At 62.5% G+C, this 21,256-nt stretch carries 18 protein-coding genes; 12 read left to right on the top strand and 6 right to left on the bottom strand.

Annotated elements, in window-relative coordinates; genetic code table 11:
• Nucleotides 1–16 precede the first annotated feature (16 nt).
• Complete coding sequence (gene glmS / locus X739_RS165530) at nt 17–1,840, top strand: glutamine--fructose-6-phosphate transaminase (isomerizing) (RefSeq protein ID WP_023783255.1); 1,824 nt, start codon at nt 17–19, stop codon at nt 1,838–1,840.
• A gap of 92 nt (nt 1,841–1,932) precedes the next feature.
• Entirely contained in the window at nt 1,933–2,685 is a 753-nt protein-coding gene (locus tag X739_RS165535; protein WP_031240956.1) for a DUF502 domain-containing protein, read from the top strand.
• Here the strand turns inward: X739_RS165535 and recG are convergent.
• Nucleotides 2,637–4,745, bottom strand: coding sequence for an ATP-dependent DNA helicase RecG (gene recG, locus X739_RS165540; protein WP_023770075.1), 2,109 nt, complete (start codon nt 4,743–4,745; stop codon nt 2,637–2,639). The genes X739_RS165535 and recG overlap by 49 nt on opposite strands.
• A gap of 92 nt (nt 4,746–4,837) precedes the next feature.
• On the opposite strand from recG, the gene X739_RS165545 reads away from it, so the two are divergent.
• The 3 genes from X739_RS165545 (at nt 4,838) to X739_RS165555 (ending at nt 10,227) form a co-directional block, all read left to right on the top strand.
• Entirely contained in the window at nt 4,838–5,125 is a 288-nt protein-coding gene (locus tag X739_RS165545) for a succinate dehydrogenase assembly factor 2 (protein WP_023770076.1), read from the top strand.
• A gap of 73 nt (nt 5,126–5,198) precedes the next feature.
• A complete protein-coding gene (gene mfd / locus X739_RS165550; RefSeq protein ID WP_023770077.1) occupies nt 5,199–8,696 on the top strand; it encodes a transcription-repair coupling factor in 3,498 nt (1,165 codons plus the stop codon).
• 157 nt (nt 8,697–8,853) lie between these two features.
• On the top strand, nt 8,854–10,227 hold the full coding sequence (locus X739_RS165555) for a 3-deoxy-7-phosphoheptulonate synthase class II (RefSeq protein ID WP_015317645.1): 1,374 nt from the start codon (nt 8,854–8,856) through the stop codon (nt 10,225–10,227).
• A 114-nt stretch (nt 10,228–10,341) separates the two neighbouring features.
• Here X739_RS165555 and X739_RS165560 read toward each other — a convergent pair whose 3' ends face one another.
• Entirely contained in the window at nt 10,342–11,412 is a 1,071-nt protein-coding gene (locus tag X739_RS165560; protein WP_023791393.1) for a GGDEF domain-containing protein, read from the bottom strand.
• 412 nt (nt 11,413–11,824) lie between these two features.
• Between X739_RS165560 and X739_RS165565 the strand changes: the two genes are divergently transcribed.
• From X739_RS165565 to X739_RS165575, 3 genes are all read left to right on the top strand, one after another.
• Entirely contained in the window at nt 11,825–12,241 is a 417-nt protein-coding gene (locus X739_RS165565; protein WP_023791387.1) for a GFA family protein, read from the top strand.
• A 78-nt stretch (nt 12,242–12,319) separates the two neighbouring features.
• Nucleotides 12,320–12,679, top strand: coding sequence for a diacylglycerol kinase (locus tag X739_RS165570; protein ID WP_015317648.1), 360 nt, complete (start codon nt 12,320–12,322; stop codon nt 12,677–12,679).
• 40 nt (nt 12,680–12,719) lie between these two features.
• A complete protein-coding gene (locus X739_RS165575) occupies nt 12,720–13,307 on the top strand; it encodes a hemerythrin domain-containing protein (RefSeq protein WP_023770081.1) in 588 nt (195 codons plus the stop codon).
• A gap of 3 nt (nt 13,308–13,310) precedes the next feature.
• Here X739_RS165575 and X739_RS165580 read toward each other — a convergent pair whose 3' ends face one another.
• Both X739_RS165580 and X739_RS165585 read right to left on the bottom strand, forming a co-directional pair.
• Complete coding sequence (locus X739_RS165580; protein WP_023791382.1) at nt 13,311–13,898, bottom strand: DedA family protein; 588 nt, start codon at nt 13,896–13,898, stop codon at nt 13,311–13,313.
• A complete protein-coding gene (locus tag X739_RS165585) occupies nt 13,895–14,455 on the bottom strand; it encodes a DUF1003 domain-containing protein (RefSeq protein ID WP_023791379.1) in 561 nt (186 codons plus the stop codon). Before X739_RS165585 ends, X739_RS165580 begins: the two co-directional genes overlap by 4 nt.
• A gap of 88 nt (nt 14,456–14,543) precedes the next feature.
• On the opposite strand from X739_RS165585, the gene X739_RS165590 reads away from it, so the two are divergent.
• Complete coding sequence (locus X739_RS165590) at nt 14,544–15,260, top strand: DNA-3-methyladenine glycosylase I (RefSeq protein WP_023791376.1); 717 nt, start codon at nt 14,544–14,546, stop codon at nt 15,258–15,260.
• A gap of 62 nt (nt 15,261–15,322) precedes the next feature.
• A complete protein-coding gene (locus X739_RS165595) occupies nt 15,323–16,999 on the top strand; it encodes an NAD+ synthase (protein WP_023791373.1) in 1,677 nt (558 codons plus the stop codon).
• A gap of 29 nt (nt 17,000–17,028) precedes the next feature.
• Here the strand turns inward: X739_RS165595 and X739_RS165600 are convergent, their stop codons facing one another.
• On the bottom strand, nt 17,029–17,559 hold the full coding sequence (locus tag X739_RS165600) for a dihydrofolate reductase family protein (RefSeq protein WP_023791370.1): 531 nt from the start codon (nt 17,557–17,559) through the stop codon (nt 17,029–17,031).
• A 464-nt stretch (nt 17,560–18,023) separates the two neighbouring features.
• Here X739_RS165600 and X739_RS165605 point away from each other — a divergent pair, with 464 nt between their 5' ends.
• Nucleotides 18,024–19,829, top strand: a complete 1,806-nt coding sequence (locus tag X739_RS165605) for an ABC transporter ATP-binding protein (protein WP_023791367.1) — start codon at nt 18,024–18,026, stop codon at nt 19,827–19,829.
• A 122-nt stretch (nt 19,830–19,951) separates the two neighbouring features.
• Here the strand turns inward: X739_RS165605 and X739_RS1000000170200 are convergent, their stop codons facing one another.
• Nucleotides 19,952–20,581: a hypothetical protein gene (locus tag X739_RS1000000170200; RefSeq protein ID WP_245273759.1), complete on the bottom strand. Its 630-nt coding sequence runs from the start codon at nt 20,579–20,581 to the stop codon at nt 19,952–19,954.
• On the opposite strand from X739_RS1000000170200, the gene X739_RS1000000170195 reads away from it, so the two are divergent.
• Entirely contained in the window at nt 20,561–21,205 is a 645-nt protein-coding gene (locus X739_RS1000000170195) for a hypothetical protein (RefSeq protein ID WP_245273758.1), read from the top strand. The two genes, X739_RS1000000170200 and X739_RS1000000170195, sit on opposite strands and share 21 nt — an antisense overlap.
• Nucleotides 21,206–21,256: the final 51 nt, after the last annotated feature.

Below are 21,256 nucleotides of genomic sequence, written 5' to 3'. Positions count from 1 at the left end.
ATCGGGGACTGTCTGCATGTGCGGTATCGTTGGAATCGTCGGCCACTCGCAGGTTGCGCCACTCATCGTCGACGCACTGAAGCGGCTCGAATATCGCGGCTATGACTCCGCCGGCGTCGCCACCATCGAGAAGGGCGAGCTCGGCCGCCGCCGTGCCGAGGGCAAGCTGGTCAACCTCGAACGCCGCCTCAAGGATGAGCCGCTCGACGGCATGATCGGTATCGGCCATACGCGCTGGGCAACCCATGGCGTGCCCAACGAGACCAATGCGCACCCGCATTTTTCGGACGGCGTCGCCATCGTCCACAACGGCATCATCGAGAATTTCGCCGAACTGCGCGAGGAGCTGATCCGCGACGGCTATTCCTTCTCGTCGCAGACCGACACCGAGGTTGTTGCTCACCTGGTAGCGCGCGAGCTTGCCAAAGGGTTGAAGCCGGTCGAGGCCGCGCATCAGGCGCTCAAGCGGCTGGAAGGCGCCTTTGCGCTGGCCATCATGTTCAAGGGTGACGAGGACCTGATCGTCGGTGCGCGCAATGGCCCGCCTTTGGCCGTTGGCCATGGCGATGGCGAGATGTTTTTGGGATCCGACGCCATCGCGCTCGCTCCGTTCACCAATTCGATCACCTATCTCGAGGACGGCGACTGGGCGGTGGTGCGCCGCGACGGCGTCGCCATCTTCGACATCGACGGCAAAAAGGTCGATCGCAAGCGCCAGCAGTCGCTCTCGACCAGCTTCATGGTCGACAAGGGCAACCGCCGCCATTTCATGGAGAAGGAGATCCATGAGCAGCCCGAGGTGATCTCGCACACGCTGGCTCATTATGTGGACTTCGTCTCCGGTGTCTCCAAGCCGCTCGATCTGCCATTCGACTTCGCCAAGATCGGCCGGCTGGCGATCTCCGCCTGCGGCACCGCCTATCTCGCCGGCTTGATCGGCAAATACTGGTTCGAGCGCTATGCGCGGCTCCCGGTCGATATCGATGTCGCGTCGGAATTCCGTTACCGCGAGATGCCGTTGTCGGCCAACGACGCCGCCTTCTTCATCTCGCAGTCGGGCGAGACCGCCGATACACTCGCCTCCTTGCGCTATTGCCGCAAGGCCGGGATGAAGATCGGCGCCGTCGTCAATGTGCGGGAATCGACCATGGCTCGCGAATCCGACGTCGTGCTGCCGACGCTGGCCGGGCCAGAGATTGGCGTCGCTTCGACCAAGGCTTTCACCTGCCAGTTGTCCGTGCTCGCGTCGCTTGCCGTGCGCGCCGGCGTGGCGCGCGGAGCGATCTCGAAGGAGCAAGAGAAAACGCTGGTGCGAGCGCTTTCGGAAGCGCCGCGCTATGCCAACCAGGTGCTCAAGCTCGAAGAGCAGATCGAACGGATCGCCCGGGAACTGTCGCGTTACAAGGACGTGCTCTATCTCGGACGGGACACCAATTTCCCGCTCGCCATGGAAGGCGCGCTGAAGCTCAAGGAAATTTCCTACATCCACGCCGAAGGCTATGCCGCGGGGGAGTTGAAGCATGGGCCGATCGCGCTGATCGACGAGAACATGCCGGTGATCGTGATCGCGCCGCACGACCGCATCTTCGAAAAGACCGTGTCCAACATGCAGGAAGTGGCGGCGCGTGGCGGCAAGATCATCCTGATCACCGACGCCAAGGGCGCGGCGCAGGTGAGCCTGAAGACGATGGAGACGATCGTGCTTCCGGATGTGCCGGAAATCATCTCGCCAATCATCTATGCGCTGCCGATCCAGATGCTCGCCTACTTCGCCGCCGTGTTCATGGGCACCGACGTCGACCAGCCGCGCAATCTGGCGAAGTCGGTGACGGTGGAATAGGCGCTTGTAAACAGGCGCCTTTAAAAACTTCGCAGTTCCAAAGCGCCTTCCGGTTCACTAATGTCGCGTCGCAATAGCGCCTCCGGTGAACCATGTCAGACGCTCCCAAGACTTCCGGCATGACGCGGCTGAGGAACTATTTCCTCACGGGCTTCATCGTCTGCGCCCCGCTGGCGATCACCGCCTATATCGCCTGGTCGTTCATCGGCTGGGTCGATTCCTGGGTGAAACCGTATATTCCGGCGCGGTACAGCCCCGACACCTATCTGCCGTTTCCGGTTCCGGGGTTCGGGCTCATCGTCGCGCTCATCCTGATCACGCTGATCGGTTTCCTGACAGCCAACATTGTCGGCCGCGCCATAGTCGGCTTTGGCGAGCGCTTGCTTGGCCGCATGCCGCTGGTGCGCGGCATATACGGCTCGCTGAAGCAGATTTTCGAGACCGTGCTGTCGAACAAGGGCGACATGTTCCGCCAGGTCGGGCTGGTCGAATATCCACGCAAGGGCGTGTGGTCGCTGGTGTTCGTCGCCAGCGAAAAGGAAACCGAGATCAACCAGAAGCTCGACCAGGAAGGCGACCCGCTGATCGCCGTGTTCATGCCCTGCACGCCGAACCCGACGACCGGTTTCCTGATGTATGTTTTGAAGTCGGACATCGTGCCGCTCGACATGACCATCGAGGACGGCGCCAAACTGATCGTGTCGGCCGGGCTGGTAGCCCCCGAGGTGAAGACGAAACTGGTGACGCTGAACGGCGAGCCGATCAACGGAACCCTGGCCAATCCGCCGCTGGGACCTCATCCGGCCCGCAGGAGCCGCACGGCCTCGTCGCGGCCAAACAAGTAGAGCAGGAGCCGCAGCGCCTCGCCGCGGTCCGATTGCAGTTCGGGGTCGCGCGACAGGATCAGCCTGGCGTCGTCTCTGGCGGCCTCCAGCAGGTCGGCGTGCACCTCGATGCGCGCCACCTGGAAACCCGGCGTGCCGGACTGGCGGGTGCCCAGCAATTCGCCTTCGCCACGCAGTTTCAGGTCCTCCTCGGCGATCCGGAAACCGTCCTCGGTCTCGCGCATCACCGACAGCCGGCGTTTTGCGGTCTCGCCAAGCGGATCCTTGTACAGCAGCACGCAGGACGAGGGCTTGTCGCCGCGTCCGACCCGGCCGCGCAGCTGGTGCAACTGGGCGAGGCCGAAGCGTTCGGCATGCTCGATGACAATGATCGTGGCGTCAGGAACGTCGACGCCGACCTCGATGACCGTGGTGGCGATCAGGATGCGCGTCTCACCCTGCTTGAAGGCCCGCATCGCCTCGTCCTTCTCGACACCCTTCATACGGCCATGGACAAGGCCGATGCGATCGCCGAACAGTGGCTTCAGCGAGGCAAAACGATCCTCGGCCGACATCAGTTTTATTTCTTCGGATTCCTCGACCAGCGGGCAAATCCAGTAGATCTTCTGGCCATCCGCGACGGCATCGAGCATGCGGCCGACCAGCTCGTCGAGCCGCTCCAGCGGCAGCGTAACGGTGCGGATCGGCTGGCGGCCGGCCGGTTTTTCAGTCAGCTTCGACACGTCCATGTCGCCGAAGGCGGTCAGCACCAGCGTGCGCGGGATGGGGGTCGCGGTCATGACCAGCATGTCGGGCGCGTCGCCCTTGGCGGTGATGGCAAGCCGCTGATGAACGCCGAAGCGATGCTGCTCATCGATGACGGCCAGGACCAGGTCGTGGAAGCTGACGGTTTCCTGAAACAGCGCATGGGTGCCGACGACGATGTCTATCTCGCCGCTGGCAAGACCCGCCAGCGTTTCGGCTCGCTCGCGGCCCTTTTCACGGCCGGTCAGGATGGCAATGCGCAAGCCGACCCTGGCGGCAAGCGGGGTGATCGTCGCCAGATGCTGGCGCGCGAGGATTTCGGTCGGCGCCATCAGCGCCGCCTGGCCGCCGGCCTCGACAGCACGTGCCATGGCAAGCAGCGCCACCACCGTCTTGCCCGAGCCGACATCACCTTGCAGCAGCCGCAGCATGCGCTCCGGATCGGCGAGATCAGCGTTGATTTCGGCGAGCGCGAATTCCTGCGAGGGCGTAAGCGAATAGGGCAGTGCGGCCCGCAGCTTCTCGACGATGCGGCCATCGCCGACGAGAGGGCGGCCTGACAGGCGCCGCACCTTTGCCCGCACCAGGGCCAGCGAGACCTGGCCGGCGAGCAATTCATCATAGGCAAGGCGGCGCCATGCAGCCCCTTCGACCGCGACATCGATCGGGTCGGCGGGATAATGGACGCGGGTCAGCGCGTCGCCGAAGGACGCGAAGCTCTCGCGGCGCATGAAGGCATCATCCTGCCATTCCGGCAGCTCCGGCAGGCGGCTGAGCGCCTGGCCGATCGCACGGCGCAGCACCTTGCCGGACAGTCCCGCGGTCAACGGATAGACCGGCTCCACCAGCGGCAGGTTCTCGGCTTCGCTGGCGAGCGCGATATGGTCGGGGTGGACCATGGTCGGGCGGCCGTTGAACCATTCCATCCGGCCTGACACCACGACAGGCTCGCCCACAGGCATTGCCTTTTCGAGATAGGCGGCATGGGCATGGAAGAAGGTCAGGCCGATTTCGCCGGTGTCGTCATGGGCGTACACCCGGTACGGCACCGACCTGTTGCCGCGCGGTGGCGGCTGGTGGCGGTCTATGCGCAACTCAAGCGTCACGATCGCGCCTTCGGCCGCGAGTGCGATGCCCGGCCGGTTTCGGCGGTCGATGACGGTGTGCGGCAGCACGAACAGGAGGTCGCCGGCGCGTGCGGCGCGGTCGCCGAGATCGGCGGCAACGACCTTCTCGATCAGCGCGCCAACCTTCGGCCCGACGCCGGCAAGCGAGGTGATCGGGACAAACAGGGGATCGAGGATGGAAGGACGCATGATGTCAGCTTATGTCGCGACGGCCGCAGCGCAAGGCTGACAGCGCCCACTATCCACGCTATATGCGCCGCTTGTAGCGAGGATGCGGCACAATGACCGGAACGAAACGATCAAGCGAGGGGCTGGACGCGCATCGCCGCAAGCTGTTGTTCCGTTCGTGGCATCGCGGCATGCGCGAGATGGACCTCATCCTCGGCACCTTCGCCGATGCCGAGATCGGCACCTTGACCGCCGAGGAAATCGACCAATATGAGGGGCTCCTCGATATTGTCGACACGGAATTCCTGCCGCTGGTCACGGGCGAACGCCCGGTCCCGGCGGAGATCGACTGTGCCGTCCTGCAAAAAATCCTGGCGTCCCGCCGGACAATGACTTTCTGAACACACAAGCAATTCCAGGAAAAGTGCGAAGCGGTTTTCCCATGGGAATTGCGACAAACAAGACCGTGATTTGATGGCTCTCATTCCCACCATTGGCTTGCCGAAGGGCCGCGCCGGCCAGTTCATCGTTGACGGTGTCGCGGACGGCTACGAGGCTTTCGCGCTGGTGCAGACGGCGCTCGAGATCGCACCCGACAAGCCGGTGCTGTTCGTGGCCCGCGACGGCCAGCGCCTGCCTTCCATCATCGAGGCGCTGTCGTTCGTCGCGCCGGGCCTGCCTGTGCTGGAACTGCCTGCCTGGGACTGCCTGCCATACGACCGTGTTTCGCCCGGTTCGGATGCCGCCGCCAAGCGCCTCGATGCGCTGACCGCCATGATCGCACTGGCGAAGAAGCCGCACCGTGCGGTCATTCTCACCACCGCCAATGCGCTGCTGCAGCGCATTCCGCCCGCGGAGCTTGTCGAGGCCCAAACCTTCCACGCCCGGCCCGGCAACCAGATCGACATGAATGCGTTGATCGCGCGGCTGGAGACGTCGGGATTCGAGCGGGTGCCGACCGTGCGCGGCATCGGCGAATTCGCGGTGCGCGGCGGCATTCTCGACCTCTTTGCGCCCGGCTGGAGCGAGGCGCTGAGGCTTGATTTCTTCGGCGACACGCTGGAATCGATCCGCGTCTTCGATGCCGCCACGCAGCGCACCACCGGCCAGCGCAAGTCGATGGCGCTTCAGGCGATGAGCGAGGTGGCGCTGACGCCCGAAACCATCAGCCGCTTCCGCCGCTCCTATATCGAGGCTTTCGGCGCACCCCAGCGTGACGACGGACTCTATGCGGCGGTCAGCGAAGGCCGGCGCTTCGCGGGCATGGAGCATTGGCTGCCGTTCTTCTACGAGCGGCTGGAGACGGTGTTCGACTACCTGCCCGACGCACCCGTGGTTTTCGACCATCTGGCACATGAGGCGCTGGCCGAGCGCCATACGCTGATACTCGATCACTACGAGGCGCGCAAAAAGCAGGCTGACGCGGCGCTCAAGGATGCGGTTCCCTACAAGCCGGTGGCGCCGGATCTGCTCTATCTCTCGCCGGAGAATCTGAAGGCTTCGCTTGGCGAGCGCGAAGACATCGACTTTACCGTGTTCGACGCGCCGGACCTGGGGAGCAAGAAAGTCTTCCACGCCGGCTCGCGCCATGGCCGCAGCTTCGTCGAGGAGCGAGCCGATCCGAACGTCAATGTCTTCGATGTCGTCGTCCGGCACATAGCCGACGAGCGCGCGGCGCGCCGCCGGGTCGTTATAGCCGGCTGGACCGAAGGCTCGCTCGACCGGCTTGGCCAGATCCTGGCCGAGCACCGTCTCGGCAATCTCAAGCAGGTCAAGACGCTGGCAGAGGCCGAACAGCTCGAGCCGGGACAGGCCGCATTGGCGGTTTTGCCACTGGAATCCGGCTTCGAGACTGAAAAGCTGGTTGTCGTCGCCGAACAGGACATTCTGGGTGACCGGCTGATCCGGCGTTCGAAGCGCAAGAAGCGCGCGTCCGACTTCATTGCCGAAGCCTCGGCCTTGTCGGCCGGCGATATTGTCGTCCATGCCGACCATGGCATTGGCCGTTTCATCGGCCTGCGCACCATTGAAGCGGTCGGCGCGCCGCATGACTGCCTGGAAATCCATTATGCCGGCGACGACCGGCTATTCCTACCGGTGGAGAACATCGAGCTGTTGTCGCGCTACGGCTCCGACACGGCCGAAGCGACGCTCGACAAGCTCGGTGGCGGCGCCTGGCAGTCGCGCAAGGCGAAGCTGAAGCGGCGCCTGCTCGACATGGCCGGACAACTGATCCGCATCGCCGCCGAGCGGCAGATGCGGGCGGCACCGGCCCTGGTGCCGGCCGAAGGCCTCTATGACGAGTTCGCCGCCCGGTTCCCTTACGAGGAAACCGACGACCAGCAGACGGCCATCGACTCGGTACGTGACGATCTCGGCGCGGGTAGGCCGATGGACCGGCTGATCTGCGGCGATGTCGGCTTCGGCAAGACCGAAGTGGCGCTGCGCGCCGCCTTTATCGCGGCGATGGAAGGGTTTCAGGTCGCGGTGGTGGTGCCGACGACATTGTTGTCGCGTCAGCATTTCAAGACATTCTCGCAGCGCTTTTCCGGACTGCCGATACGTGTCGCACAAGCGTCGCGGCTGGTGGGCTCAAAGGAGTTAGCCGAGACCAAGAAGGGCATTGCCGAAGGGCAGGTCGATATCGTTATCGGCACCCATGCGCTGCTGGGCTCCGCAATTTCGTTCAAGAATCTCGGCCTGCTGATCATCGACGAGGAGCAGCATTTTGGCGTCAAGCATAAGGAACGGCTGAAGGACCTGAAGACCGACGTCCATGTTTTGACCTTGTCGGCGACGCCGATCCCGCGCACGCTGCAACTGGCGCTGACGGGCGTGCGCGAGCTGTCGCTGATTGCCACGCCACCGGTCGACCGCATGGCGGTGCGCACCTTCATCTCGCCCTTCGACCCATTGGTCATTCGCGAGACGCTGTTGCGCGAGCGCTACCGGGGCGGCCATTCCTTCTATGTCGTTCCGCGTATCAGCGATCTGGCGGAAATTCATGATTTCCTGAAGGAATCAGTCCCTGAGCTGAAGGTAGCGGTGGCGCATGGCCAGATGCCACCGGGCGAACTCGACGACATCATGAATGCCTTCTATGACGGCCAGTACGATGTGCTTTTGTCGACCACCATCGTCGAATCCGGGCTCGATATCCCAACCGCAAACACGCTGATCATCCATCGCGCCGACATGTTCGGCCTGTCGCAGCTCTACCAATTGCGCGGCCGCGTCGGACGCTCGAAGGTGCGCGCCTATGCGCTGTTCACACTGCCGGCCAACCGCAAGCTCACCGACACTGCCGAGCGCCGTCTGAAGGTACTGCAGTCGCTCGACACGCTCGGCGCCGGCTTCCAACTCGCCAGCCATGACCTGGATATCAGGGGCGCCGGCAATCTGCTGGGGGAGGAACAGTCCGGGCACATCAAGGAGGTCGGTTTCGAGCTCTACCAGCAGATGCTGGAGGAAGCGGTCGCCGAGGTGAAGGATTCCGGCGAGGTGCAGGATGGCGGCTGGTCGCCGCAGATCGCCGTCGGCACGGCGGTGATGATCCCGGAAGGCTACGTGCCGGACCTGCAGCTCAGGCTGGCGCTTTACCGCCGCCTCGGCGATCTCGAAAACACCGAGGAGATCGACGCTTTCGGCGCCGAACTGATCGACCGTTTCGGCCCGTTGCCGGAGGAAGTGAAACATCTTCTTAAGATCGTCTTCATCAAGGCGCTGTGCCGCAAGGCCAATGTCGAGAAGCTCGATGCCGGGCCGAAGGGTATCGTCATCCATTTCCGCAAGCGCGAGTTCTCGAACCCGGTCGGGCTTGTCAAATACATCGGCGAACAGGGCGCGCTGGCCAAGATCAGGGCCGACCACAGCGTGGTCTTCATCCGCGACTGGCCGACGGCGGAGAAGCGTCTGGCGGGCTCGGCTGTGGTCATGACGCAACTGGCGCGACTGGTGGAGAAGACGGCCTGATCTCGCCTTTCGGGCCGTCCTGGGCGCGTCAGCCATTCGCCAGCACCGCAATTCCGGTCTAGAATAGGAAATCGGCTTCGTGTATGGAGCCGCCACCCCAGTTGGGGCGAGAAATGGCGGGCGAGGGTGTCCGCCGGAAAGAGCGTTGGGTGCAGCGATGACGAAATGGTCGCCGAATTCGTGGAGAGCAAAGCCGATCAAGCAAGTTCCCGCCTATCCGGACCTTGCCGCGCTGAAGAACACGGAAGCCCAACTCGCCACCTTCCCGCCGTTGGTCTTTGCCGGCGAGGCGCGCAAGCTGAAGAAGCAGTTGGCGGCGGTTGCCGCCGGCGAAGCCTTCCTGCTCCAGGGTGGTGATTGCGCGGAGAGTTTTGCCGAGCATGGCGCCGACAACATCCGCGACTTCTTCCGGGTCTTCCTGCAGATGTCCGTGGTGCTGACCTTCGCCGGTGCGCAGCCGGTGGTGAAGGTCGGCCGCGTTGCCGGCCAGTTCGCCAAGCCGCGCTCGTCCGACAACGAGACCAAGGGCGAAGTGACGCTGCCGAGCTATCGCGGCGACATCATCAACGGCATCGAGTTCGACCAGAAGTCGCGCATTCCCGATCCCGCCCGCCAGGAAATGGCCTACCGCCAGTCGGCGGCCACCCTCAACCTTCTGCGTGCCTTCGCACAGGGCGGTTATGCCAGCCTGGAGAATGTGCATCGCTGGATGCTCGGCTTCGTCTCCGACAGCCCGCAGGGCGAGAAATACGAGTCGCTTGCCAATCGCATCACCGAGACGATGGATTTCATGCGCGCGGTCGGCATTACGTCCGAAACCAATTTCGCGCTGCGCGAAACCGACTTCTACACCAGCCACGAGGCCCTGCTGCTCGGCTACGAGGAGGCGCTGACCCGTGTCGATTCGACCTCGGGAGACTGGTACGCCACGTCGGGTCACATGATCTGGATCGGCGATCGCACGCGTCAACCCGACCACGCCCATGTCGAATATTGCCGCGGCATCAAGAACCCGCTTGGCCTGAAATGCGGTCCGTCGCTGACGCCGGACGGCCTCCTGGAACTGATCGACCTGCTGAACCCCGAGAACGAGCCGGGGCGGCTGACGCTGATCGCCCGCTTCGGTTCGGACAAGGTTGCCGACCATCTGCCGAAGCTGGTGCGTGCTGTGCAGAAGGAAGGCCGCAGCGTGGTCTGGTCCTCGGATCCGATGCATGGCAACACGATCGAGGCCGCCGGCTACAAGACACGGCCCTTCGACCGCATTCTGAAAGAAGTTCAGACCTTCTTCGAGGTGCATCGCGCCGAAGGCACGCATCCCGGCGGCATCCATGTCGAGATGACCGGCAAGAACGTCACCGAATGCACCGGTGGCGCCCGTGCCATCACCGCCGAGGAGTTGCAGGACCGCTACCACACCCATTGCGATCCGCGCCTCAATGCCGACCAGGCGATCGAACTGGCCTTCCTGGTCTCGGACCTGTTGAAGAAGAGCCATCCGGTGCAGCACAAGCAGGTCGCGAACGGCTGATCTCAGCCAATTGGAACCAATAAGGAAAAGGCGCCTGGGAAACCGGCGCCTTTTTTATTTCAACTTTCGGTTGCGCTTCCGACCGCGTCGGCGCAACCGGGAAAAGCGAAAGCCTCAGTCTTTCTTGTAGAGCAGCCAGCTTTTGCCGGCGCGCCCTGCCATGCCTGAATGCCTGGTGACGCGGTTGCGCCCGCTGACCTTGGAGCGGTAGAGCGCCCGATCCGCCTTGGTGTAGAGGTCTTCGGGGCCTTCGGCCTCTGATGCCATGCAGATGCCCATCGATACCGTCACGGTGCCGTAATTCATGCCGGTCTGGCTGCTGGTGAACGGCGTCTGCTCGACCAGGGCGCGAATGCGTTCCACGATTTCGTAGGTTGCGTCCTCGCTGGCGCCCTCGATGATCAGCGCGAACTCCTCGCCGCCAGTTCGGGCGACGAACATGTCGCCGCGAATGCTGGTCTGGAAAATCTCGGCGATGATCTGGATGATCTTGTCGCCGACAGGATGGCCATAGCGGTCATTGATGTCCTTGAACCGGTCGATGTCGACGAGGACAAGGGCATTGAACAGAATACCCTTGTTGCTGTTGTAGATCCTGGCGATTTCCTTGTCGAAAGCGCGACGATTCCAGATCTGGGTCAACGGATCCGTATCGGCCAGCCGCTTATATTCCTCGAGCTTCGACTTGACGCTCTCAAGCTCGGCCGTCTTGTCGCTAAGCGTCGCGGCGACCTGCCGACCGTGATCGATCGTCGAATTGGTTGCGATCGTCATTGCGTTGGCGATCTTTTGCAGAAGATCCTGGGAGAGAAGGCTGCGGTTGCTCAGGCCACTGGATGTCTCACCGAGAATCCGGCCGTATTTTTCGATATGGCTGCGCTCGCTGCGCAGGAGCGAGGCGACTTCCTCGAGTTCCCGGGCGATGACGTCCCTGGCGTGTTCGACGATGCCGGGACCATGGTTGTGGGCGAAGAAGGTGCGCCCGATCTGATCCAGCTCATCCTGAGTCGGCCGACTGCTCAGCGACAAAACGGCAAGACCGAGCTCGCGGTTGGTGCCGCTCAAGGCCTCATAGAAAATCTCATAGTTGCGCGGCAGGCCGAGCACGCCAAGCTGATGCATGGTCGCAACAACGGTGCTTGCAATGTTGGTGCTTCGTTCGGTCGGGGCTGCTGCCGGCTGCATGTCTGATTCACTCTTCCCCTTGGGTCCCGACGTGAAATTCGCGGGTCCATTGATCGCCGACCTGGGGAGCGCACCCGATGCTCCAGAACATCTTGCGAAGAGGTGCGTCCCCACCCGCGCCCTTCGCTTTGAGAGATCATAGTTGCGACAGCGCTAAAGTTTCCTTAATTCACCCGATTTCCCAGGTTCTTCCCTAGCTGGAGCTGTGAGCGCGTGAATTTTTGCGCCGCCATCGTGGGAAAACACCTCCGTTTGGTGTTTTTGAATTCGGAACCCTGCGGCGTGCTGCTGGCAACGAAACTGAATTTCGAATTCGTCACACCAATCGATGTCGCATTTGCTTGCGCGTAACCACCGCAAAGCTGGAATCTTGACAAGGATGCCAGGCAAGATGTCTTCGAGGAGTGCCGAAATGAGCGACAGTCACCAGGGATCATGCCTGTGCGGCGCGGTTCGCTTCCGGACAAGTGGGACACTGCGTGGCGTTGTCTACTGTCATTGTTCGCAATGCCGCAAACAGAGCGGGCATTTTTATGCCGCGACCAATGTTGCCGACGTCGACATCGCGATCGAAGGCACGGAAAGCATCACCTGGTATGAAGCGTCGGGCTTCGCCAGGCGCGGCTTTTGCAAGACATGCGGGTCGCTTCTGTTCTGGAAGGCAATGGATCAAGACTATATCTCGGTCATGGCCGGATCATTCGACAAGCCGACAGCGCTCAAGGGCGAATGTCATATCTTCGTCGGCGACAAGGGCGACTATTATTCGATCGACGATGGGCTGCCGCAGTTTGAAAAGTCGACACCGGCCATACCGGTCGCCGAATGAAATTTGGACGATCCGCCTTATTCCATTGATCGGGGCATTGCTTTATCCCGGGCCGGTGATTCCGAGAGGGGCCTTGGCATGCAGCGGCTGATCGATGCATTTATCAATTCGGTGCGGGCATTTCGCAAACTTGCGGTTAGCGAGAAGGCTTTCCAGCAGGAACTGATGCTGCTGGTGCTGGCCTTGCCTGCTGGCTGGTTCGTTTCAGTGTCGTGGCGCGGTTACGCGCTACTGATCGGCGCGGTGCTCCTCTTGATCATGGTCGAAGTGCTGAACACCGGCATCGAGGCGGCGTGCGATGCAATTTCTCGTGAATTCCATATCGATATCCAGCTCGCCAAGGATTGCGGCTCGCTGGCGGTGCTGATTTCAGTCGTGATTGCCGGCGGCGTCTGGGGCATCGCTCTCATCGAGCGCATTACGGGGGTGCCGATCTGAGACTTTGATCCCTATATGACAGTCACCAAAGGAGACCGTCATGGCAGAGGTCACGAATTCCTCGCTTCTTGAACGCCTGGGCCTGCCGGAAGACCTGCGCTGGCTGGCCGAAAAGTATCCGCGAGAGAACTGGCAGGCTCACGCCAACATTCACGGCATGGCCAATATGTGGCTGCAGCGGCATGACATGTTTCGCGAACTCGGCGGCATGCTCACCGGCGGCATTGGCAACTATCGCGAAGGCAGACTGACGGCTCCCGATTTCGCGCGCTGGTTCGCGCCGCGCCTCAACCATTTTCTCGGGCATCTCGACGGCCACCACAATGTCGAGGATTACCAGTATTTCCCGGCCTTCACCAAGGCGGAGCCCCGTCTGACGCGCGGTTTCGAGATTCTCGATGCCGACCACCACACCATCCATGAAGGATTGGAGCGCAACGCCGAGGCGGCGAACGCCTTCATCCGTACACTTCAGGAGAGTGAGGATAAGCAGCGCTTCGCCGCCGATACCTATGCCGACGAAAACAGCCGACTGATCGCGATGCTGACCCGGCATCTGGCCGATGAGGAGGACCTGATCATCCCGCTCATCCTCGATCGGGGGGACCAGGCGCTCGGCATCGACTGACGGTCAAAACTCCTTGTCGCGCTCCCGCTTGGCGATGTTGCGGGCGACAAACCAGGCAAGCACGGCCACGGCAAGGCCGATGCCGAGCCCGACGAACAGCCGCTCGTGCTTCATCAGCGCCTGGCCAATCAACTGTTCGGCTCCCAATCCGAAGACATAGCCGATCGTGCTGAACAGGACCGCCCAGATGACCGAGGAAATGGCGTTGAGGATGACGAAGCGCGGCGCCGCTATGGTTGAAAGGCCGGCCGCGATGCCGCCGACCAGGCGCATGCCGTAGACATAGCGGTTCGACAGCACGAAGATGTTGGGATGGGTGTTGAGCAGGCGGTAGGCGCGGCGAAAGCCGGGCCGCCGGCGCAGCCTGACGACATGGCGATTATCAGCGAAACTCCTGCCGAGGATGAAGAAAAAGGTGTCGCCACCGAAGGCGCCCAGCGCTGCCGCGACAAAGGCGTGCCACAGCACGAAAACATGCTGGTGGGCGAAGAAGCCTCCCAGGATCGCGACACTTTCGCCTTCGGCCACACAGCCGAGAAAAACCGCCAGCAACCCGTATTGCTCGATGAAATGGTGGATCGCCTCGCTCATGACGCCGACTGCTGTGACAGCCTTTCGTCGATCCGCTTGACCACTTCCGCCAGCCGCCCGATTTCGTCACGCATGCCGATGATCTGGCTGTGGCGCAGCTCGTCCAGCTTCTCATGCAGCGCCATGATCTCGATTTCGGCCTTCAGATTGACCTCATAGTCGTGGGCGGCATCGATGCGGTCGCGTTCGGTCTGGCGGTTCTGCGCCATCATGATCACCGGCGCCTGCAAGGCGGCGACCATCGACAGGACGAGGTTGAGGAAGATGAAGGGATAGGGGTCGAACGCATCGCGCGACAACAGCCAGACATTGCCCGAAGTCCATACGATCAGGAAGGCGATGAAGGTCAGGATGAACGACCAGGAGCCGCCGACGCGGGCGATCGTATCGGCAAGACGGTCGCCAAAGGTCTGGTGGAAAGCGACGGCCTTGTTGGTGTCCCTGGTGATGGTGGTACGTTCGATGGTGCTTTGCAGCACCCGGCTTTCCAACTGGCTCAGCCCATCCGGCTTTCGCTTCAGCCAACGGTTCGCCAGATCGTCGATCGTCTTGTTCATGGCCGTCTCCAAGCGCTTTGCCGCGCTAGAGGTAGAGGCTGCCGGCCCGGGCGGGAAGTGCTAGATTGAGGCGAACCGAGGGGGACCGATGGCCGACTTCAAGAAAATTCGCGCTCGTGCGGCAAATCGCAAGGGTGGTGAGGCGGAACTGATCTCGCTGTTGGGTCCGATACCCGACAACGCGGCGGTGGCCGACGTCACCGACGACCGTATCCTCTCGACCATGGCCGAACGCGTCTTTGCCGCCGGTTTCGTCTGGCGCGTCATCGAGCAGAAATGGCCCGGTTTCGAGGAAGCGTTCCTGCGCTTCGAGCCGAAGCGGCTTTTGTTCCAGCCCGAGGATTTCTGGCACGACCTGGCTTCCGACCAGCGCATCGTGCGCAATCCGCAGAAGATCAGGTCCGTTCGCGACAACGCCGCCTTCGTCGAGCGCGTGTCCCGGGAACATGGCGGCTTCGGCAATTTTCTCGCCGAATGGCCCGCCGATGACCAAGTCGGGCTGATGACCTATCTCGGCAAGCATGGCAGCCGGCTCGGCGGCAACACCGGCCAGTATTTTTTGCGCTGGCTGGGCTGGGGTGCTTTCGTCATTTCCGCCGACATGGCGGCAGCCCTTCGCGATTCGGGTCTCGACATCGCGGACAACCCGACATCGAAGAAGGACCTCGACAAGATCCAGGTCCAGATCAACCGATGGGCCGGCGAGACAGGCCTGCCGCGCCGGCATCTCTCGCGCATCCTGGCGATGTCGATCGGCGAAAACCACTCTCCGCAATCGCTGCGCGAGTATATGGGCGACGATTGACGGCTGAATTGGTCCAAACGAACGCCATTGCGAGGTGAATTCCGCCGCGCTAAGTCAGCAGCATGACCAAGAAGCTTGACATACTGCGTATCGCCATCGCCCAGCTCAACCCGACTGTCGGCGATGTCGCCGGCAACCTCGCCAAGGCGCGCGAGGCGAGGGCGGATGCCGCCCGCCAAGGCGCCGACCTTGTGCTCTTCACCGAGCTTTTCCTCGCCGGCTATCCGCCGGAGGATCTGGTGCTCAAGCCGGCCTTCCTCAAGGCATGCGAGCGGGCAGCGCAGGATTTTGCCGCGGATACCGCCGATGGCGGTCCGGGCGTCATCATCGGTACGCCGCTGAAGCGCAAGAGCGGCACGCATAATTCCATCGTCTTCGCAGATGGCGGCAAGATCATCGCCGAACGCTACAAGCTCGATCTGCCCAACTACGGTGAATTCGACGAGAAGCGCGTCTTCCAGGCCGGGCCCGAGATCCAGGGACCGGTCAACTTCCGCGGCGTGCGCATCGGCATACCGATCTGCGAGGACATCTGGGGCGACGTCGCGGTCTGCGAGACGCTGGCCGAAAGCGGCGCGGAAATCCTGCTGGTGCCGAACGGCTCGCCCTATTATCGCGCCAAGATCGACGTTCGCCACCAGGTCGTGATCAAGCAAGTCATCGAATGTGGCCTGCCGATCATCTACGCCAACCAGCTCGGCGGCCAGGACGAGCTGATCTTCGACGGCGCCTCCTTCGCTATCGGGGCGGACAAGACGCTCGCCTTCCAGATGAGTCAGTTCGAGGACGCGGTCGACGTCACCACCTGGAAACGTACCGATGACGGCTGGGTCTGTTCGGAAGGACCGATGTCGAAAATCCCGGACAAGGAGGAGGCCGACTACCGCGCCTGCATGCTTGGCCTGCGCGATTACGTCAACAAGAACGGCTTCAAGAATGTGGTGCTTGGCCTTTCCGGCGGCATCGATTCCGCGATCTGTGCCGCATTGGCCGTCGATGCGCTGGGCGAGGAACGGCTGCGTGCCGTCATGATGCCTTATCGCTACACTTCGAAGGATTCCCTCAAGGACGCCGAGGACTGCGCCCGCGCCCTCGGCTGCCGCTATGACATCGTCCCGATCTTCCAGCCCGTCGAAGGCTTTTTGCATGCGCTGACGCAATTGTTCGAAGGCACCAAGGAAGGCATCACCGAGGAGAATTTGCAGAGCCGCGCGCGCGGCACCATCCTGATGGCGATCTCAAACAAATTCGGCTCGATGGTCGTGACCACGGGCAACAAGAGCGAGATGTCGGTCGGCTACGCCACCCTCTACGGCGACATGAATGGCGGCTTCAATCCGATCAAGGACCTTTACAAGATGCAGGTCTACGCGCTCTCGCGCTGGCGCAACAGCCATGTGCCGCCGGGTGCGCTCGGGCCTTCAGGCGAGGTGATCCCGAAGAGCATCATCGACAAGGCGCCATCGGCCGAATTGCGCGAGAACCAGACCGACCAGGATTCGCTGCCGCCTTATCCGGTGCTGGACGACATCCTCGAATGCCTGGTCGAGAACGAGATGGGCGTCGACGACATCGTCTCGCGCGGCCATGACCGGGCGACGGTGGCGCGCATCGAACATCTGCTCTACATCGCCGAGTACAAGCGCCGGCAGGCGGCACCGGGCGTGAAGATCACCAGGAAGAATTTCGGCCGCGACCGCCGCTATCCCATCACCAACCGATTCCGGGATCGCGGCTAGTGGATCGATGCCGGATGTGCATCGGCGGATCAGGCAGGAACGTAGGTCAACCTGATCACGTCATCGTCAATCCGATCGCTGGCCACAAAGCGCAGTGGTGGCCGAGGGCCGGCGAAGAATGGTTTGCCGTGGCCAAGCACGACCGGGTGCAAGTAGAGTTGATATTCGTCGATCAGACCGAGGTCGGTTGCGCTTCGTGCGAGGTTGGGTCCAGACAGCGAAATCTCCCCAGCGAGACCAGCCTTCAGCCCACGTATCGCCGCCTCGATGTCATCCCGGACAAGTGTGGCGTTGGGGCCGACTGACTTCAGCGAGCGCGACACGACCCATTTCGGTTGGCTCCTCCACGCCGCCGCGAATTCGTGCCCTTCCGCGCTCCACTCGGGACGGTCTTCGTCCCAATAACGCATGACCTCGTACATGCCGCGACCGTATACACTGCCGGCAAGGTCGCGCACTTGGTCTATCCAGTGACGAAAGATAGTGGGGCGTGAGGGCATTGCCAGGTGGTCGACGTAACCATCGAGGGATTGGTTCATTCTGAAAATGAGCTTCGCCATGCCGCAAGATCTCCTACCGCGGTCTTCAGGATAGTCGGGGTCACCGTTACGCAGAAGCGAGATCGGGGCAAACCGTGCGCCGGCGAGCAAGCGTCCACCAGCCGTTGTTGCAAATAACCTCAGTGACTGAACCAGATACGCTTTGGGGACGGGCTGGTCTTGGCGATGCGTCGGGCTGTCACTATAAGGACCGTTCCGCGATTCATTTGCGGGAGGTCCGAATGGCAGTATTTCAAATGGTAATGCGAGGCCGCGAAGCTTAGGTCTCATCCGGTGTTCCGCGAGGGTCTGTCTCTCGTGCCGAAGCCGGATCGAGTTCAAGCTTATGCCGATGCCGGTCGCCGCCCTCCCGAGGGGCTCGACACCAATATGCCACTCCGCATCCCGGGCATCACCTGCCCTATCGCGGCTTTTCAATTTTCGACCTTACTGGGATCGGGCTCGTTTTGCGCCCGAATGACATCATGGCTCGTTTCAAGATCGATTTGCGCGCGAGCGCCTTTCGCAGCGTTCTTGGCTTCACACTTACCCATTGGCGGCGTCAGCCTTGGCGGCTCTCGCTCATCATGGGCGGCTTCCTGCTGTCGACGCTGGCCGACGTGCTGACGCCGCTCTATTCCGGTCGGCTGGTCGATGCTGTCGCGAGCAGCGCCGGAGCGGATGCCATTGCCTGGAACGCCGCGATGACGGCATTTGCCTTTTTGATGGCGCTGGCGCTGACTGGCGTCGTGTTGCGCAATCTTGCCTTCATGGGCATCGTTGAGCTGACACTCAAGATGATGGCCGACATCGCGGCCGACGCCTTCCTTCGCGTTCAGCGCTTTTCGACCGACTGGCATGCCAACTCGTTTGCCGGCTCGACGGTGCGCAAGGTGACGCGCGGCATGTGGGCGCTCGACCTGCTCAACGACACGATCCTGATCGCGCTGCTGCCATCGGTGGTCATGCTCGCCGGCTCGACGCTGCTGCTCGGCTGGTTCTGGCCGCTGATGGGCGCGGTCGTCGCGGCCGGCTCCCTGCTGTTCATCACGGTGACGGCCATGTTGTCGCTTGGCTATGTCGCGCCCGCGGCAAGGCTTGCGAACACCTGGGACACGCGCCTCGGCGGCTCGCTGGCCGACGCGGTCAGCTGCAATGCCGTGGTCAAGGGCTTTGGCGCCGAGGCGCGCGAAGAGCGCCGCCTCGCCACGGTGGTCGCCAAATGGCGCGACCGCACGCGGCGCACCTGGGTGCGCGGCACCATCAACGGCACCACGCAAGGGGCGCTGCTGCTGGTCATGCGGGCCGCCGTGATCGGGCTGGCGCTGATGCTGTGGTCGTGGGGGCAGGCGAGCGCCGGCGATGTCGCTTTCGTGCTGACCTCGTTCTTCGTGCTGCAAGGCTATTTGCGCGATATCGGCACGCATATCCGCAATTTGCAGCGTTCGATCAACGACATGGAGGAACTGGTCGATTTCCAATCCGAACCGCTCGGCATCGAAGACACGCCCGGCGCCGAACCAATTGCGATCACGCAGGGCCACATCGCCTTCGACAACGTCACCTTTCACTACGGCAGTCACCGGTCGCCGCTCTACCGCGACTTTTCGGTGGATATCGCGCCGGGCGAACGTGTCGGGCTCGTTGGTCACTCGGGTTCGGGCAAGACAACGTTCGTCAAGCTCATCCAGCGGCTCTATGACGTGAATGCGGGAAAGATCGTGATCGATGGCCAGGATATCTCGCAGGTCGCCCAGGCGTCGCTGCGCGGCCAGATCGCCATCGTTCAGCAGGAACCAATCTTGTTCCACCGGTCGCTGGCCGAAAACATCGCCTATGCCAGGCCAAGCGCGACGCAGGAGGAGATCGAGCATGCCGCCAGGCTGGCGAGCGCGCACGACTTCATCACCAGCCTGCCAAAGGGCTATGGCACGCTGGTCGGCGAACGTGGCGTGAAACTGTCGGGCGGCGAGCGCCAGCGCGTGGCGATCGCCCGCGCTTTCCTGGCCGATGCGCGCATTCTGATCCTGGACGAGGCGACGTCGAGCCTCGATTCGGAATCGGAGGTGCTCATCCAGCAGGCGATGGAACGGCTGATGGTCGGCCGCACGACACTGGTCATCGCGCATCGGCTTTCGACGGTGCGGGCGCTCGACAGGCTGCTGGTCTTCGATCGCGGCAAGATCGTCGAGGAAGGCTCGCATGACGAGTTGATCCGGCTGAAGGGTGGCATCTACCGCCGCCTGTTCGAGCGCCAGGCGCTGGAACTTACCAAGGGCCTCGTGATGTGACCCAAGGTGGCCTCCGGCTCCTGTCGGGGGCCACCTCTATCGGTGCCATAAGCCGGCGAGCCATGTGGCGCTCGCAACCGCAGGGCGAAGCCAAAGTCCCGAGTGCGTGACGTCTGTTTACGTTACCGGCCGAGATTCGTTGTTTCTACTTTTGGTTGCTGTATTCTGTAAAAGCAACCTTTTCGGTGTTTACGATGCGTCTCGTTTCCGCAAATGCCGGCGCGCAAAAGGTGACCGCCCCGTCGGTGCTGGATTCCCAGCACGGCTCGGTTCGGCCACTCGCCGCCGAAGATCTCGAGCGCGTCGCGGCACTCTTCCTGACGAAGTTTCGCCGCGGCCGGCGTCACCTCCTCGATCGCGCTATCGAGGAGACGGCCGAATACATGAGAAAGATCTATCTTGACCCCGCCGGCCAACCCGGTGCGAGCAGCGCTCTTGTCCAGATCACCCGGCAGGGCGATCTGGGCGGGTTCCTCGGCGTCCTGAAAGCCCGTTACGAGTTTAACGGCGCTGGATTGAATGCGGCGATCATCGGTCCGTTCATGGCCGACACCGGCGCCGATGATGGCTCGGCAGGACCGCAATTGCTGCGCGCCTTGCACCAAGGCGAATTCGATCTGCAACTGACGGATTCGGCCAACCGGGTGTCCCTGGCCTTCGCGCGACCGATGAAATACCAACTCCTGCCGGTCCATTGCCTGGGATGGACCTGCATCTTCCGGCCAGCCGCGATGGCCGCCGCCGCGCTGCATCGTAGATGGCCCGGCCTGCCTCGCTTGGCACTCGACCCGTGCGCGAGAGCACTCGACGCTGTCGCGAAGCGAAGGTTCGGGTCGCCTTTCCAGCCTTCATCGTCGCATCGGGTCCATGCCGAGCCGATCAATGCCGCGCAGTTCGCCGAGCGGCTGCCGACCCTTCTCTCCGATTACGCTCTTCGGCCGAGTTGGAAGGACGGCGAACTGCCGCGGCTGCTCGCGCTTGCGGCCGAGAAGCAGGCCGACGGACCACTTCATTTCGGCGGGACTTACGATGAGACAGGCAAAATGCTCGGTTGCTATGCCTTTTACGGCCGAGTCGGAGACATGGCGGTCCTGCTGCAAATCCAGACTTCCGGACACCACTGGGGCGCGACGCTGGACGGCCTCGTCGCGGCAGCGCGGGATATGGGCTGCGCAGGCATCACCGGGCAGACCCAGGGCAAGTTCATGCCTCACCTCTTCGGCTACAGGAATGTCTTCTTCCGCTATGCCGGCGGGACGATGGTCCGCTCGCGAATCGCCGAGGTTGCGCAAGCGGTCCGCTCCGGCGACATCGCTATCGGCGGCTTAATGGGCGACCGCTGGACCCGCCTGAGTTCAGACGACTTCGGCCGCTGATCGTCGTCAACCACCTGTTCGTCGGCTCCGTCGGCTGCTTGCCCTCTCATG

Origin of the sequence: Mesorhizobium sp. LNHC209A00, assembly GCF_000502915.1 — a bacterium.
Taxonomy (GTDB): Bacteria; Pseudomonadota; Alphaproteobacteria; order Rhizobiales; family Rhizobiaceae; genus Mesorhizobium.
Note: the sequence above shows the minus strand (reverse complement) of the source record. Positions and strands in the feature narration are given on the sequence as shown.

Excerpts from the sequence above, each read along its gene's own strand:
- X739_RS165600 (WP_023791370.1), bottom strand. The coding sequence starts at position 17,559 with ATGGCGAAGCTCATTTTCAGAATGAACCAATCCCTCGATGGTTACGTC.
- X739_RS165585 (WP_023791379.1), bottom strand. The coding sequence starts at position 14,455 with ATGAACAAGACGATCGACGATCTGGCGAACCGTTGGCTGAAGCGAAAG.
- X739_RS1000000170195 (WP_245273758.1), top strand. The coding sequence starts at position 20,561 with ATGGCCGCCGCCGCGCTGCATCGTAGATGGCCCGGCCTGCCTCGCTTG.
- X739_RS165570 (WP_015317648.1), top strand. The coding sequence starts at position 12,320 with ATGCAGCGGCTGATCGATGCATTTATCAATTCGGTGCGGGCATTTCGC.
- X739_RS165560 (WP_023791393.1), bottom strand. The coding sequence starts at position 11,412 with ATGCAGCCGGCAGCAGCCCCGACCGAACGAAGCACCAACATTGCAAGC.
- mfd (WP_023770077.1), top strand. The coding sequence starts at position 5,199 with ATGGCTCTCATTCCCACCATTGGCTTGCCGAAGGGCCGCGCCGGCCAG.
- X739_RS165580 (WP_023791382.1), bottom strand. The coding sequence starts at position 13,898 with ATGAGCGAGGCGATCCACCATTTCATCGAGCAATACGGGTTGCTGGCG.
- X739_RS165575 (WP_023770081.1), top strand. The coding sequence starts at position 12,720 with ATGGCAGAGGTCACGAATTCCTCGCTTCTTGAACGCCTGGGCCTGCCG.
- X739_RS165565 (WP_023791387.1), top strand. The coding sequence starts at position 11,825 with ATGAGCGACAGTCACCAGGGATCATGCCTGTGCGGCGCGGTTCGCTTC.
- X739_RS165555 (WP_015317645.1), top strand. The coding sequence starts at position 8,854 with ATGACGAAATGGTCGCCGAATTCGTGGAGAGCAAAGCCGATCAAGCAA.
- X739_RS165590 (WP_023791376.1), top strand. The coding sequence starts at position 14,544 with ATGGCCGACTTCAAGAAAATTCGCGCTCGTGCGGCAAATCGCAAGGGT.
- X739_RS1000000170200 (WP_245273759.1), bottom strand. The coding sequence starts at position 20,581 with ATGCAGCGCGGCGGCGGCCATCGCGGCTGGCCGGAAGATGCAGGTCCA.
- X739_RS165545 (WP_023770076.1), top strand. The coding sequence starts at position 4,838 with ATGACCGGAACGAAACGATCAAGCGAGGGGCTGGACGCGCATCGCCGC.
- X739_RS165595 (WP_023791373.1), top strand. The coding sequence starts at position 15,323 with ATGACCAAGAAGCTTGACATACTGCGTATCGCCATCGCCCAGCTCAAC.
- X739_RS165605 (WP_023791367.1), top strand. The coding sequence starts at position 18,024 with ATGGCTCGTTTCAAGATCGATTTGCGCGCGAGCGCCTTTCGCAGCGTT.
- glmS (WP_023783255.1), top strand. The coding sequence starts at position 17 with ATGTGCGGTATCGTTGGAATCGTCGGCCACTCGCAGGTTGCGCCACTC.
- recG (WP_023770075.1), bottom strand. The coding sequence starts at position 4,745 with ATGCGTCCTTCCATCCTCGATCCCCTGTTTGTCCCGATCACCTCGCTT.
- X739_RS165535 (WP_031240956.1), top strand. The coding sequence starts at position 1,933 with ATGTCAGACGCTCCCAAGACTTCCGGCATGACGCGGCTGAGGAACTAT.